At 49.0% G+C, this 14,684-nt stretch carries 16 protein-coding genes; 15 read left to right on the top strand and 1 reads right to left on the bottom strand.

Going from position 1 to position 14,684, the window contains the following annotated elements; genetic code table 11:
* The first annotated feature begins 490 nt into the window (after nt 1-490).
* The 15 genes from rpmH (at nt 491) to M1Q06_RS16615 (ending at nt 13,652) form a co-directional block, all read left to right on the top strand.
* Nucleotides 491-628 carry a 50S ribosomal protein L34 gene (gene rpmH / locus M1Q06_RS16685; protein ID WP_033544046.1) on the top strand — a complete coding sequence of 46 codons (138 nt, stop codon included), beginning with the start codon at nt 491-493 and terminating at the stop codon, nt 626-628.
* Between the two features lie 88 nt (nt 629-716).
* Nucleotides 717-1,058 carry a ribonuclease P protein component gene (rnpA, locus tag M1Q06_RS16680; protein ID WP_058382268.1) on the top strand — a complete coding sequence of 114 codons (342 nt, stop codon included), beginning with the start codon at nt 717-719 and terminating at the stop codon, nt 1,056-1,058.
* A gap of 61 nt (nt 1,059-1,119) precedes the next feature.
* Nucleotides 1,120-1,899: a membrane protein insertase YidC gene (gene yidC / locus M1Q06_RS16675; RefSeq protein WP_058382269.1), complete on the top strand. Its 780-nt coding sequence runs from the start codon at nt 1,120-1,122 to the stop codon at nt 1,897-1,899.
* Complete coding sequence (gene jag / locus M1Q06_RS16670) at nt 1,896-2,696, top strand: RNA-binding cell elongation regulator Jag/EloR (RefSeq protein ID WP_434400852.1); 801 nt, start codon at nt 1,896-1,898, stop codon at nt 2,694-2,696. Before yidC ends, jag begins: the two co-directional genes overlap by 4 nt.
* Before the next feature lie 317 nt (nt 2,697-3,013).
* Nucleotides 3,014-4,399, top strand: a complete 1,386-nt coding sequence (mnmE, locus tag M1Q06_RS16665; protein ID WP_434402918.1) for a tRNA uridine-5-carboxymethylaminomethyl(34) synthesis GTPase MnmE — start codon at nt 3,014-3,016, stop codon at nt 4,397-4,399.
* Nucleotides 4,400-4,422: 23 nt separating this feature from the next.
* The gene (gene mnmG / locus M1Q06_RS16660; protein WP_121299403.1) at nt 4,423-6,306 is read left to right on the top strand and encodes a tRNA uridine-5-carboxymethylaminomethyl(34) synthesis enzyme MnmG; all 1,884 of its coding nucleotides are present in this window, start codon (nt 4,423-4,425) and stop codon (nt 6,304-6,306) included.
* Nucleotides 6,307-6,455: 149 nt separating this feature from the next.
* A complete protein-coding gene (rsmG, locus tag M1Q06_RS16655; RefSeq protein ID WP_434400850.1) occupies nt 6,456-7,169 on the top strand; it encodes a 16S rRNA (guanine(527)-N(7))-methyltransferase RsmG in 714 nt (237 codons plus the stop codon).
* 85 nt (nt 7,170-7,254) lie between these two features.
* The gene (noc, locus tag M1Q06_RS16650) at nt 7,255-8,118 is read left to right on the top strand and encodes a nucleoid occlusion protein (protein WP_434400848.1); all 864 of its coding nucleotides are present in this window, start codon (nt 7,255-7,257) and stop codon (nt 8,116-8,118) included.
* Nucleotides 8,119-8,272: 154 nt separating this feature from the next.
* Entirely contained in the window at nt 8,273-9,034 is a 762-nt protein-coding gene (locus tag M1Q06_RS16645; RefSeq protein ID WP_068459477.1) for a ParA family protein, read from the top strand.
* Nucleotides 9,027-9,860: a ParB/RepB/Spo0J family partition protein gene (locus tag M1Q06_RS16640; protein ID WP_434400846.1), complete on the top strand. Its 834-nt coding sequence runs from the start codon at nt 9,027-9,029 to the stop codon at nt 9,858-9,860. The genes M1Q06_RS16645 and M1Q06_RS16640 overlap by 8 nt, the downstream gene beginning before the upstream one ends.
* Nucleotides 9,861-10,106: 246 nt before the next feature.
* The gene (locus tag M1Q06_RS16635) at nt 10,107-10,820 is read left to right on the top strand and encodes a DUF554 domain-containing protein (protein WP_434400844.1); all 714 of its coding nucleotides are present in this window, start codon (nt 10,107-10,109) and stop codon (nt 10,818-10,820) included.
* Between the two features lie 21 nt (nt 10,821-10,841).
* Entirely contained in the window at nt 10,842-11,744 is a 903-nt protein-coding gene (locus M1Q06_RS16630) for a mechanosensitive ion channel family protein (RefSeq protein ID WP_241663065.1), read from the top strand.
* Nucleotides 11,745-11,759: 15 nt separating this feature from the next.
* On the top strand, nt 11,760-11,960 hold the full coding sequence (locus M1Q06_RS16625) for a DUF951 domain-containing protein (RefSeq protein WP_058382277.1): 201 nt from the start codon (nt 11,760-11,762) through the stop codon (nt 11,958-11,960).
* A gap of 80 nt (nt 11,961-12,040) precedes the next feature.
* On the top strand, nt 12,041-13,141 hold the full coding sequence (gene ychF / locus M1Q06_RS16620) for a redox-regulated ATPase YchF (protein WP_434400842.1): 1,101 nt from the start codon (nt 12,041-12,043) through the stop codon (nt 13,139-13,141).
* Nucleotides 13,142-13,268: 127 nt separating this feature from the next.
* Entirely contained in the window at nt 13,269-13,652 is a 384-nt protein-coding gene (locus M1Q06_RS16615) for a gamma-glutamylcyclotransferase family protein (protein WP_121299397.1), read from the top strand.
* A gap of 463 nt (nt 13,653-14,115) precedes the next feature.
* On the opposite strand, the gene M1Q06_RS16610 is transcribed toward M1Q06_RS16615, so the two are convergent.
* Nucleotides 14,116-14,667: a DUF3267 domain-containing protein gene (locus M1Q06_RS16610; protein WP_434400839.1), complete on the bottom strand. Its 552-nt coding sequence runs from the start codon at nt 14,665-14,667 to the stop codon at nt 14,116-14,118.
* Between the last annotated feature and the right edge of the window lie 17 nt (nt 14,668-14,684).

The raw sequence follows: 14,684 nt of genomic DNA, 5'->3' as shown, positions 1-14,684 counted from the left end.
TAGCGTATCTCCTTTATATGTAAAGATTTTTTACAGTATACCATACACAAAACCACAGCCTGTGGATAAGATCTATAAACAGGCTTGGGGAAAACTATCCACACCTTACCCACAATATGTGGATAACTATTTCGGGATAGAAATTGTTAACAAGTGAAAACAAAACAATGTTATCAAAAAACGATAGACATTACAAGCATTTCTTTCACTTATCCACATGGCGGCGTTTGTGCACATTTTTGATATCCACAGGCAGTTCTTATGTGAAAAACCTGTCGATAAGGCATGTGGATAAATCAAATTCGCAAAAAATGAGGTCACAGGAAGTTAACTGTAGATCCTCCCCGATTGTGTATAACTTTCCTTTTTGGATTGTCTGGCGGATCTCTTGCATTTAAAAGAAATGATTGACACGGACAAGCTAGCGCCCTTATAATAGTCGAGACTGTCTTTAGAAAATAGTTAACTTTTATATAGGAGGTGTAAGGTCATGACATTGCGCACATACCAACCAAATAAACGCAAACACAGCAAAGTGCACGGCTTCAGAGCACGCATGAGCACAAAGAACGGACGTCGCGTTATCGCTGCCCGTCGCCGTAAAGGAAGAAAAGTACTATCAGCTTAAAGTCCACTGACCGCATCAGTGGTCTTTTTTTCTTTTTCGCCGAATTTGAGCGAAAATGCGTCAAAATAAGCAAGTAGCAGGTGAAAGAATGAATAAGCAGCAGCGGATCAAGAAGAATACGGAGTTTCAGCGCGTTTTCAAAAAAGGAAAATCATTTGCGAATCGGCAATTCATCGTCTATTTGCTGAAAGGCGAGCAGGACGAATTTCGCCTGGGCCTGTCTGTCAGCAAGAAAGTCGGCAATGCGGTCGCTAGAAACCGCGTCAAGCGCTATATCCGCCAAGCCTTCTTGGAATTGAAGGATGATCTCCTGCCAAACGCGGATTACATTATCATCGCCCGACCACAGGCGGCCAATTTAGATTTTCACGAAAGCAAGAAAAGCCTGGAGCATGTGCTGAAGATTGCACGCGCTTTGCCGAAGAAGTAGATACCGGATCGATCCGGATGTTACTATAGGAAGTAATTGAATAGAGTTTGGAGGAAGCAAAGTGAAGAAGAGAACAGGATTGCTCTTCGCCTTGGTGGCTGTTGCCCTCTTATTGTCGGGCTGTATGGAGTTTGACCAGCCGATCAGCGACCAAAGCGAAGGGTTTTGGAATGAGTTTGTCGTTTGGCCGTTAGTATCGATCATCGTATTCTTTAAGGATTTCTTAGGTACTTATGGATTCGGGATTATCGCAGTAACGATTCTCATCCGTTTGGCTTTATTGCCATTGATGATCAAGCAGACGAAAAGTTCGAAACGCATGCAGGAAATCCAGCCTGAGCTGGCTAAGTTAAAAGAGAAGTATAAATCGAAAGACGCCGTCACCCAGCAGAAATACCAGCAGGAAATGATGGCAATGTTCCAGGAAAAAGGCGTCAACCCGATGGCCGGCTGTTTGCCGATCGTCATCCAGATGCCGATTCTGATCGGTTTCTATCACGCGATCAGCCGCATGAATGCAACGCCTGAAATCGATCTTGGCACATTTTTGATTTTCCCGCTGGCAGAACCAAGCATTATCCTGGCCGTTACAGCCGGTGTCATGCAATTGATCGTTCTGCGCACGGGCCCTGCGATGGACAACCCGCAAATGAAGGCGATGATGTATTTCATGCCGGTCATGATTGCCGGGTTCGGGATCATCTTGCCATCCGCATTGACGCTTTACTGGGTAATCGGGAACATCATCTCGCTGATCCAAAACATGTTCATTTACCGTCCATGGGAAAAGAAAGAAGTGCAACAGCCTGTTAAAACGAAAACAGGAGGGGCTAAAAAGTGAAGCATCTTACACAAACGGGGAAAACGGTTGAACAAGCGATTGAAAATGCGTTGGAAAAACTGAAGAAATCACGGAATGAAGTGACGGTCCGCGTTATCGAAGAAGGAAAAAAGGGGTTTTTCGGATTCGGTGCTAAAGATGCGGAAGTTGAAGTCACAGTGATGGAATCGGGGCAGCCAGAAACTGAAAAGGCGCCGCAACAGACGGAAAAAACGCCGGAAGCGGATAACGCCAAACCTTCTGAACAAGAGATTGCGGCAGAGATGCCGTCAGCTCCAGTAGAAGAGGGAGAAGAACCGGATTTCGGTGGATCTGCTGCAGAACCTGCAATGAAACCATCGAATGACAAAGCGATTGAAGAAACGAAAACCTATCTAAGAGATGTTGCAAAAGGCATGAAGATCGACGATTTGACCGTTGCGCATGAAAAACAAGGCAAAACGGTGCGTTTTAAATTGGAAAGCGAAAAAGTGGCGATGCTCATCGGCAAAAGAGGGCAGACCTTGAATTCGCTTCAGCAATTGGCGCAATTGGTGGCGAATCGCCACGCTGAACAATTCATGATTGTCGAGTTGGATGCCGAAAATTACCGGAAACGCCGCCAGGAAACATTGGAACAATTGGCGGATCGGATGGCGGACAAAGCGATCCGCACTGGAAACCGTGTCCAGTTCGAACCGATGCCGTCCTATGAGCGGAAAGTTATCCATCAGGCGCTGTCGCGTCGGCTGGATATCGACACGTATTCGGAAGGAAAAGATCCGAACCGCTATTTGGTCATCGAACCGCATAAATAATAGAAGAAAATGCCCGTTGGCGTCATTTATATGACGCCAGCGGGCATTTTTTATGGAAAGAACAGAGAAGCAGCAATTCCACGATTGTATATTTATGCATATCATATTTGCGAGTGAACCTGAAAAAAATACCAAAATCGAGCGCTGTATCTTTTGATTTCATGCATTTTGTGTTATTGTTGTACGTTGTACAGCCACGCGTATTTTGACAGTTGTCCACATGTGGACAACTGTTTTAACCCATAAAAGCATGCTGTGGGCAAACTTAATTTGTTTGCCTTTAGTATTTTATTGCAAGAGGAGGAAACAGCATCATGATGGAATTCGATACGATCGCCGCGATTTCCACGCCAAGCGGTGAAGGGGCTATCGCCATCGTCCGTTTGAGCGGGCCGGAAGCGGTAGCCATCGCAGACCGTTTGTTCCGTGCGCCGTCTGCTAAAGCGCTCGCTGAACAGGCGAGCCATACCATCCATTACGGCCATATCGAAGACCCCGCGACGAAAGAAACGGCGGAGGAAGTAATGGTCGCATTGATGAGAGCACCAAAAACATTTACCCGTGAAGATGTCGTGGAAATTAATTGCCACGGCGGCATCGTATCGGTCAATCGTGTACTGTCACTCGCCCTAAGAGCGGGTGCACGGCTTGCAGAGCCAGGTGAATTCACCAAGCGCGCATTCCTTAACGGACGCATCGATCTATCCCAGGCAGAGGCCGTGATGGACTTGATCCGCGCGAAAACGGACCGTGCCATGGACGTCGCCCTGACGCAGATGGAAGGGCGCTTGTCGCGTCTCATCAGTTCGCTGCGCCAGGCACTATTGGAATCGATCGCACAGATGGAAGTGAACATCGATTATCCCGAATATGACGATGTGGAAGAAATGACGCGTCCGATGATGCTTGAAAAAGCGCAATGGGTGCAATCGGAAATCGCTAAATTGCTCCAAACTTCCCAGCAAGGCAAGATTTTACGGGAAGGCTTATCGACCGTCATCATCGGCCGCCCGAATGTCGGGAAATCGTCGCTATTGAACAGCTTAGTCCAGGAAAATAAAGCCATTGTCACGGAAATCGCCGGCACGACGCGCGACATCATCGAAGAATATGTCAATGTCCGCGGCGTGCCACTGCGTCTCGTTGATACGGCAGGCATCCGGGAAACAGAAGATATTGTCGAACGGATCGGCGTCGAACGATCGCGCAAAGTGTTAAAAGAAGCCGATTTGATTCTCTACGTATTGAATTACGCAGAGAAATTGACCGAAGAAGACCTCTTATTATTCGAAGCGGTCCGCGACATGAATTATATCGTCGTCATCAACAAGACCGATTTGCCGCAACAGATCGACTTGGATCAAGTGAAGGAATTGACCAGCGACAAACGCCTCGTGACGACTTCTTTAATTGAAGAAGAAGGCATCGACCAGCTCGAAGAAGCAATCGCCGAATTGTTCTTTGAAGGGGAAATCGAGGCAGGGGACATGACCTATGTTTCCAACGTGCGCCATATTTCACTCTTGCACCAAGCGCATCAAACGATTTCGGATGCGATTTCAGCCGCCGAAATGGACGTGCCGGTCGATATGATCCAAATCGATGTGACCCGTACATGGGAAATTCTCGGTGAGATCATCGGCGATACGGCAGATGACGGTTTATTGAATCAATTATTCTCGCAATTTTGCCTAGGAAAATAAATTTTTGAAGGGACTGAACGAACATGCCACAATACGAAGCAGGCACGTTCGATGTCATCGTCGTAGGCGCAGGCCATGCCGGAGCGGAAGCGGCACTCGCTTCTGCACGCATGGGCGCTAAAACGCTTGTGTTGACGATGAATCTCGATATGATCGCCTTTATGCCATGCAACCCGTCCATCGGCGGGCCGGCAAAAGGCATCGTGGTACGTGAAATAGATGCAATGGGCGGGGCTATGGGCCGCGTCATCGATAAAACGCATATTCAAATGAGAATGCTCAATACCGCCAAAGGGCCGGCTGTCCGCGCATTGCGTGCACAAGCTGATAAAGTGCTTTACCAGCAGGAAATGAAGCGCTTGATGGAAGAGCAGGAAAACCTGACACTCCACCAAGGCATTGCGGAAGAGTTGATCGTTGAAGATGGGGAAGTCAAAGGCCTCATTACACAAGTAGGCGGCATTTACCGCGCGGAAACGGTGGTCATCACGACCGGTACGTTCCTGCGCGGCGAAATCATCATCGGCGACTTGCGTTACTCAAGCGGCCCGAACCACCAGCAGCCGTCCATTAAACTCGCGGAAAATCTGGAGCAGCTCGGCTTTGAGACGGTGCGTTTCAAGACCGGCACACCGCCGCGCATCAATAGCAACAGCATCGACTACTCGAAAACGGAAATCCAGCCGGGAGACGATGTGCCGCGTGCGTTCAGCTTTGAAACAACGGAATTCATCATGGACCAAATGCCGTGCTGGCTGACGTATACGACGAGCGAAACGCATCAGATCATCGATGAGAATTTGCATTTGTCGCCAATGTATTCCGGCATGGCAAAAGGCACAGGGCCGCGTTATTGCCCATCGATCGAAGACAAAATCGTCCGCTTCAGCGACAAGCCGCGCCATCAAATCTTCCTCGAGCCGGAAGGACGCTCAACGCGTGAGGTTTACGTACAAGGCCTTTCTACGAGTTTGCCGGAACACGTTCAGCGCAAGCTGCTTGAATCGATTCCAGGGCTTGAGAAGGCTGATATGATGCGTTCAGGCTATGCCATCGAATACGATGCCATCGTGCCGACGCAATTATGGCCGACACTGGAATCCAAACAAATCACCAACCTTTATACAGCAGGACAGATCAACGGCACGTCCGGCTACGAAGAAGCGGCGGGGCAGGGGCTGATGGCTGGCATTAACGCCGCGGCGAAAGTGCTTGGCAAAGAAGAAGTCATCCTCAGCCGTTCTGATGCCTATATCGGTGTCTTGATCGACGATTTGGTCACTAAAGGCACAAGCGAGCCATACCGCTTGTTGACATCTCGTGCCGAATATCGCTTATTGCTGCGCCACGATAACGCAGACTTGCGTTTGACGGAACTCGGCTATCAGCTCGGCATGATTACAGAAGAGCGTTATGCACGTTTTCTTGAGAAAAAAGACCATATCGAAGAAGAGATCAAGCGCCTGCGCGGCATCATCATCAAGCCGAATGAACAAACGCAAGAAGCCATCCGCAATGCAGGAGGCAGCGAGCTGAAAGACGGCATTCGCGCAGCTGACCTGTTGAAGCGCCCAGAGATGAATTACGACATGATCGCGTCCTTGACTGAATCCGACATCGCGCTCAGCGACGAAGTGAAAGAGCAAGTCGAGATCCATGTGAAATACGAAGGCTATATCGAAAAATCTCTTCTTCAAGTCGACAAGCTGAAGAAGATGGAAAATAAAAAGATTCCGGAAAACATCGATTACGATGCCATTTCAGGGCTTGCGACGGAAGCGCGCGGCAAACTGAAAGAAGTGCAGCCGCTATCGATTGCGCAAGCGACACGCATTTCTGGCGTCAACCCTGCTGACATTTCGATTTTATTGGTGTATATTGAACAAGGAAGAATCGCAAAAGTCTAGTTGGGATTTGAGCTCACTGGGCGGCATGGCCGCCAGCACATAACAGAACTCGAAATGGGCTGGTATCCGCCAGCCCATTTGCTTTTACATAAAAACGCTAATCCCGCTCCCGCAAATGTGCGGTGAGACAGGTGAGGGGGGGACATACAGTGAACGAACAGCAATTTGCGCAAGCATTGAAACAACAAGGCATCGACCTTTCCGATCGCCAGTTGGAACAATTCCGCATCTATTACAAGGAACTCGTCGAATGGAACGAGAAAATGAATTTGACGGCCATCACGGAGCAGGAAGATGTCTATTTAAAACATTTCTATGATTCCATCAGTGCCGCCTTTTACATGGATTTCACCAAGCCGCTGTCATTATGCGACGTCGGGGCAGGGGCTGGCTTCCCGAGCATCCCGCTAAAAATCTGCTTCCCGCATATCGAAGTGACGATCGTCGATTCATTGAACAAACGAATCCAATTCTTGAATCATTTGAGTGAAGCCCTAGGGTTGGACAAAGTTTCTTTCGTCCACTCGCGCGCAGAAGATTTTGGCCAGTCACAGCACCGCGAAAGCTACGATATCGTAACCGCCCGCGCTGTAGCAAGACTCTCTGTGCTAGCTGAGCTTTGTGTGCCGCTCGTCAAGCAGGGAGGGGCGTTTGCCGCAATGAAAGCTGCATCCGCGCCCGATGAACTGAAAGATGCGGATAAGGCACTCAAAGTGCTTGGAGTGAAGCAAGAATCTGTGCATTCATTCCTTTTGCCGGTAGAGGAAAGCGAACGCCATATCCAAGTGTTCCGGAAATTCAAAGCAACGCCGAAGAAATATCCGAGAAAAGCGGGCATGCCGAATAAATCGCCAATCAGCTAATGTTTCACGTGGAACATAAGGAACTACAGACGCGTCTTTGGAATGAAACAACAAGAGCAAGTTTTTAATAAGGTGGTGGCTGAGCATGAAAAGTCCTTTTGCCCGTCTTTTCGGAGGCGGAGATAAAGAAAATGATGCAACAACAGCAGAAGCTTCAAGCCATGCTTCTGAAGAAGTGGTGAAAATACCGCTGGCTAAGATCCATGCCAACCAATTCCAGCCGCGAACCGTTTTTGACGAGGAGAAAATCGAAGAGTTGGCCCGGACGATCCACGTCCACGGCGTCATCCAGCCGATCGTCGTCAGAGATTCGCAGCAGGACGGTTTTTATGAAATCATTGCAGGGGAACGGCGCTTCCGTGCGATGACGTCTCTCGGCTGGGAGGAAGTTCCGGCGATTGTTCGCCAATTGAGCGATAAAGAAACAGCGTCGATCGCGTTGATCGAAAACCTCCAGCGCGAGGAATTGACGGCGATTGAAGAAGCGCATGCCTATTCCAATTTGCTGCAAATCCAGGAAATCACCCAGGAAGCCTTGGCGCAGCGGCTTGGTAAAAGCCAGTCAGCTGTCGCCAATAAACTGAGGCTGTTAAAGCTGCCGGAAGCCGTCCAGCAAGCATTGCTTACACGGAGCATCACTGAACGCCATGCCCGTGCTTTATTGCCGGTAAAAGACCTTGAACTCCAGCAGCACTTGCTTGAACAGCTATTGGAAGAAGGGCTCAACGTCAAAGAGCTGGAAGAACGTATCAAAAGCCTGACGGAAGAAGCGCCGAAAAAGCCTAAGAAACGCCGGAAAGCTGTCAGCCGGGATATGCGCATCGCGATGAATACCATCAAAGAGTCGTTGTCGATGGTCAAAAAAAGCGGCATTAAACTGGATACAAAAGAGGAAGAACACGAGGATTACTACCAAATCACCGTGAAAATTCCGAAAAAACGTCCATAATCGCTCTTTCCGTTGAGGAAAGGGCTTTTTTTGGCAGATTTATCTCTATGAAACAGGAAATTTGATACAATATAGAAATGGAAGCTGTCGCGGATAGCCATAGAGGCATTTCCGCAGTAAAATAAAGACAGTATCGAAGAAAGTTGGTGCACGTGTGGGTAGAACGATTGCCATCGCCAATCAAAAGGGCGGTGTAGGAAAAACAACTTCATCAGTTAATTTAAGCGCCTGTCTTGCATACTTAGGCAAGAAAGTGCTGTTAATAGATATCGATCCACAAGGCAATGCGACGAGTGGCGTCGGCGTCAATAAAGGCGATGTCGATCAATGCATCTATGAAATTCTCATTGACGATGTGGATGTCAAAGACACGATCATGGAGACGAAAGTTGAAAACCTTCATGTGGTGCCGGCGACGATTTCACTTGCCGGTGCGGAAATTGAGTTGGTTTCGACTATTTCGCGCGAAGCACGGCTGAAAAATGCCTTGGCAGAAGTAAAGGACTTATACGATTACATCATCATCGACTGTCCGCCATCGCTGGGCCTACTGACCTTGAATTCGTTAACTGCTTCAGACGGAATTATTATTCCAGTACAATGTGAATATTATGCTCTAGAAGGTTTAAGCCAATTATTGAGTACCGTCCGCTTGGTCCAAAAACACTTGAACCACGATCTGATGATAGACGGCGTGCTATTGACGATGTACGATGCACGGACCAATCTGGGCATGCAAGTCATCGAAGAAGTGAAGAAATACTTCCAGGACAAAGTGTATGACACCGTGGTTCCGCGCAATGTCCGCTTGAGCGAGGCCCCGAGTCACGGAGAGCCAATCATCATCTATGATCCGAAGTCCAGAGGCGCAGAAGTTTATCTAGAATTGGCGAAGGAAGTGATTCGTAATGGCTAAAGGATTGGGAAAAGGCATCAACGCATTGTTTCCAGGAGAAACGGTCAACGAAACGGATAAAGTGATGCAAATTAAATTGACCGATATTAAAGAAAACCCGCATCAGCCGCGCAAAGTATTCGACCAGCAAGCACTTGAAGAACTCGCCGAATCGATTCGCGAGCACGGCATCCTGCAGCCAGTCGTCGTGCGGAAAAAAGGCGCAAAATTCGAACTGGTCGTCGGAGAACGCCGCTTCCGTGCGGCAAAACTGTGCAAATTGAAAGAAGTTCCAGCCATCGTCAAAGATTTCAATGAACAGCAGATGATGGAATTGGCGATTCTCGAAAACTTGCAGCGCGAGGATTTGACGCCGATCGAAGAAGCGGAAGCCTACCAGAAACTGATGGATACATTGAATTTGACGCAAGAGCAATTGGCGTTCCGGCTTGGCAAAAGCCGCCCGCATATCACCAACCATATCCGCTTATTGACCTTGCCGAAAGACGTGCGCGAGCTCATTTCGGAGAAAAAGCTGTCGATGGGGCATGGGCGTACCTTGCTCGGTTTGCGCAGCAAAAAGGATATTTCCGAGACGGCGCAAAAGGCAGTCAAAGAAGGATTGAATGTCCGTCAGCTGGAGAACCTGGTGCAACGGTTAAACGACAATGTTCCACGTGAAACACCGGAAAAGAAAAAGGATATCTTTATAGAAGAAAAACAATCTGAGCTGCGTGACCGTTTCGGCACGAATGTACAGATCAAAAAACAGAAGAACAAAGGCAAGATCGAAATCGAGTTTTTCTCAGAAGATGATTTGGAACGGATCCTCGATTTGCTGAAATAATATTTCAACCGGCACAAGGCGCTTTTTGCGCTCGTGGCGGGTTTATCCAAATGAACCGTTACATCGGTATGAAAACGGCCTATTTTCCGGAGACGGAAAATAGGCGTTTCTTTGAAGCGGGAGAAAGCCGTCGCAACGAGAATGGATCTTACGTAATGGCAACGCCGGCTTTTAAAACCCGAAAAAAGAGGGAGAAGAGCAGGGCGCTCTGCACATTCCGAAGCACGGGGAGGAAGGAGCTCGAATATGGTTCTTTGGGGAACATTGGTCAACGCGCTTTTAATTGTCATAGGAACACTGATCGGGCGGGCATTGCGCAATATTCCCGACAGGATGAAAGAGACGGTCATGTATGTCATTGGGCTTGTGGTCGTCGTGTTGGGCTTGCAAATGGGCTTCGAGAGCCAGAATTTCGTCATCGTCATCATCAGCCTGGTGCTCGGTACGGTGATCGGCGAGTGGGCGCGGCTTGAAGACAAACTGAATGCATTCGGCCGTTGGATTGAACGGATGCTTGGCACGAAAGAAAGCCAGGGCAGCCTGGCGCAAGGATTTGTCACCGCGACGCTGATTTTTGTCATCGGCGCGATGGGCATTATCGGCGCATTGGAGAGCGGCCTCAGCAACGAACACGGCGTTCTCGTCTCGAAAGGCATCATTGATGGGTTTACGTCGATCATTCTCGCCTCGACGCTCGGAATCGGTGTCATGCTATCGGCGATTCCGGTATTCGTGTATCAGGGCTTGATCGCTTTGTTCGCAACGCAGATTAGCCTGCTCATCCCGGAAGCGGCGCTCGACTTGTTCATCACCGAAATGACGGCGACCGGCGGGGTCATGATTGCAGCGATCGGGCTTAATTTGATGGGGATTGTGAAGATCCGTGTAGCAAACTTATTGCCGGGGATCATTGTAGTTGCGTTTCTTGTCACGGCCGTGTTTAAATTCAATCTGATGTAAGTAACTAAAGAAGGTGTAGACGTGTTTTTTGAAAGAAGCGTTGTTGAGAGATTTGTCAATCAGATGACGACGAAGCTGCTGGATGAGGAAATGTGGTTAGACATTTCCGGAACGGCGCTGCGTGTCGTATTAATCGCTGTCGGTGCCTATATATTGACGCGTGTCATGCGGATCATCATCCGTAAGTCGTTTTCGGTCCGTTTAAGAGGGCCGATCAAAACGAATGGCCGCCGTCATCAGACTTTGTCGAAGCTATTGGAAAATATCGTTACATATGTCATTGGATTTATGGCGCTCGTCGCCATACTCGCAGCGTTCTCGGTCAACATCAGCGGGATTATCGCCGGTGCCGGGGTAGTCGGCCTCGCTGTCGGCTTCGGCGCACAGAACTTGGTGCGCGATGTCATCACCGGCTTCTTCATCATTTTTGAAGACCAATTTTCAGTGGGCGATTATGTCCGCATCAACCAAGCCGAAGGGACAGTCCAGGAAATCGGTTTGCGGACGACGAAAGTGCAAGCGTGGACCGGTGAGTTGTTCATCTTCCCGAACGGCACAGTCACAGAAGTCGTCAATTTCTCGCTCCACAATTCGATTGCGGTCGTGGACCTGAGCGTTTCGCACGATTCCGATTTGGCGAAAGTGGAACGGCTAATCTTGGAGTTTTTGGAAACGGTGCAGCCTACTTATGAAGAAGTCATAAGCCCGGCCGAACTGCTCGGCGTACAAAATATGACAGCGACGGAAGTGGTTATGCGCTTGACGGCTGAAACCTTGCCAATGCAGCATTTCGCCGTCTCCCGCCGAATGCGCCGTGATTTGAAAGAATTTCTCGATCAGCGCGGCGTCGAATTGCCTTATCCTCGCATGGTGGTCATGCATCGTGAGCCGGGTGATGCGGCAGCAATGAATGCGAATAAATGATGGAGGGACGCAGCCATGGAAATGAAGGAATTTGGGTTACATGATATTGTCGAGATGAAAAAAGGGCATCCGTGCGGAGCGAATGCCTGGAAAATTATCCGCATGGGCGCCGACATCCGCATCAAATGCGAAGGCTGCCAGCACAGCGTCATGCTGCCGCGGGCAGAGTTCAATAAAAAAATGAAAAAAGTATTGGTGAAGGCCGAGGCGGAATGAACAATGGACATTTCCGCCTCCTCTTTCTATAATGGAATGGTTGCAAAATTTGTGAGCGAAAAAGAAAGGTCGTGAATCCTTTGGCATTAACTGCAGGGATTGTAGGATTACCAAACGTGGGGAAATCCACATTATTCAACGCTATTACGAAAGCGGGCGCCGAAGCGGCGAACTACCCGTTCTGTACGATAGATCCAAACGTCGGCATCGTCGAAGTGCCTGATGAGCGCCTCGATAAACTGACGGAATTGGTCGAACCGAAAAAGACCATCCCGACAGCGTTCGAATTCACCGACATTGCCGGCATCGTCAAAGGCGCCAGCAAAGGGGAAGGGCTCGGGAATAAATTCCTTGCCCATATCCGCGAAGTGGATGCCATCACACAAGTGGTGCGCTGTTTTGCTGATGACAACATCACGCACGTATCGGGCGGAGTTGATCCGGTTTCTGATATCGAAGTCATCAACTTGGAGTTGGTGCTTGCGGATATGGAAAGCATCGAAAAACGCATTAGCCGCAACGCCAAGCTGTTGAAGCAAAAAGACAAAGATGCTGTTGCAGAAGAGCCGGTATTGGCGAAACTTCGCGAAGCTTTCGAAAACGGCGAATTGGCCCGTTCGATCGACTTCACGGAAGACGAGCTGAAAATCGCAAAAGGCTTGAACTTGTTGACGCTCAAGCCAATGCTTTATGTAGCGAACGTATCGGAAGATGAAATTGCCGATGCAGCGAGCAACGAATATGTCCAGCAAGTGCGCGATTACGCAGCTGGCCATGATTCCGACGTGATTGTCGTGTGTGCGAAGATCGAAGAGGAAATGGCAGAGCTTGACGACGAAGAGAAAGAAATGTTCCTCGAAGAGCTCGGCATCGAAGAGTCAGGGCTTGATCAATTGGTCAAAGCCGCTTATAACTTGCTCGGACTTGCCACTTACTTCACTGCCGGCGTGCAGGAAGTGCGTGCATGGACGTTCAAAAAAGGCATGAAAGCTCCGCAATGTGCGGGCATCATCCACTCCGATTTCGAACGCGGCTTTATCCGCGCAGAAACCGTCGCTTATGAAGAATTGGTGGAAGCCGGTTCGATGGCAGCGGCGAAAGAAGCCGGAAAAGTGCGCCAAGAAGGCAAGGAATACATCGTCAAAGACGGCGATGTCATGCTCTTCAGATTTAATGTATAAGGCTTACGCCTAATAGTTTATTGTCAGTCATTGCCATGGAAACAAGTTAACAACGGATTGGCGGCTGGAAAAGAATACCGAACCGGGTGCTTTTTGAGCATCCGGTTTTTTATGAGGAGGGAAACGAATGTATTTATTCGCATATGGCACCTTGAAAAGAGGCGGCAAATACCATTTTTATCTGGAAGAAGCGGATTTGGTGGCAGAACACGTAACAATTTCAGGAAGCTTGTATGATACGGGACTCGGCTATCCGGCGCTCGCTTTATCAGGGGACGATACTATCCACGGGGAGCTTTACGACATTCCGGATGTCTTATGGCCGGCCATCAACGACCTGGAAGATTATTCGGGGAACGCAAAAACGGACATGTATGACCGCCTGACGATCGAGGTCGAAACCCAACGCGGCACAAAGCAAGCAATTGTCTATACGGCGAAAGCGGAGCGGTTGTTGAAGGAATATATCCCGGAAGGCGTATGGGATGTGGAACGGTCGTTTGCGAGATGAAAATTAAAAAGAAGGCACAGCAGGGAATTTGCTGTGCCTTCTTTTGGTTTTTCGAAAAAGTTAAGAAGTGGTATTTTCCGAAGCTTATCGCTCGCTTTCCGCGGGCGGGAATCGAGCCTCCTCAGCCGCTACGAAAACCGTGTGCTCTCACATCTGCATAGCAGATGCGTCGCAAATGAATATGCTCAGCCAAAGCTTCACATATCCATTGCCTGCTGGGTCTCTCAACGTCGCTTCGCTGCTCCCGCAGGAAAGATAAAGTCGAACTACGTGAGACATTATCTTTGCGAAGTAATGCGCAGCATTATTGGGCAGAAGGTTTTACGAGCGAACGCTTCTCCAAATACTTAGATAGGTCATTGATTTTTGAATGTCGAAAAGATGCCGTCATTTTGATTCATAACTAAATTAATACACTTCTTTAACACTGCTGCGCCTTTTTTTATTTGTGGGATCCTGCCATTCATTCATCAAGGGGCGGATAGCTGGAATAGACGTGGAGACGGGGGAGATTTGGATCGTCCAATATCCACGCATCATTCGGCTCTTTGCGCAATTCCCGGTACATGAGGAAGTCGCCGAACGCGCCGGCCGTCAGCATGGCGCCGAGCAAGACCAGCACTTGGTCGCCGGTCCAAAAGCCGATGATGCTTGGCAACACAGCCGTCATCCAGAACGGCAGCAGCAACACAGCACGCATCGCCCGGTTTTTCACGGGGCGGTTGCTCGTCGCATAAGCGATACCCAATTTTAAATTGAGGCCGTATTGAAGCGACGAAATCGGCACTTTACCGAAGGCGACAAAGCCGATCAAATGGAATAATTCATGCAGCACGATCAATAACGCATAACCGCCCAAGAAATAAAGAATGCCGAACAGCGAAAAGCCGAAAGATAGCGGCTCGCGGAACAGCTGATAGGCGAGCGCAAAGGCGACGACGAGCACGATATTGAACCATAGCGCTTTTGGTGCAATTTCTTCCAGGTTCAAATCGATGACTTTATGCGGTTCCATTGGCAACACATCCCGAA

The organism is Planococcus sp. 11815, from assembly GCF_051096385.1.
GTDB lineage: Bacteria > Bacillota > Bacilli > Bacillales_A > Planococcaceae > Planococcus > Planococcus citreus.
This window is presented reverse-complemented; position numbering and strand designations above follow the sequence as displayed.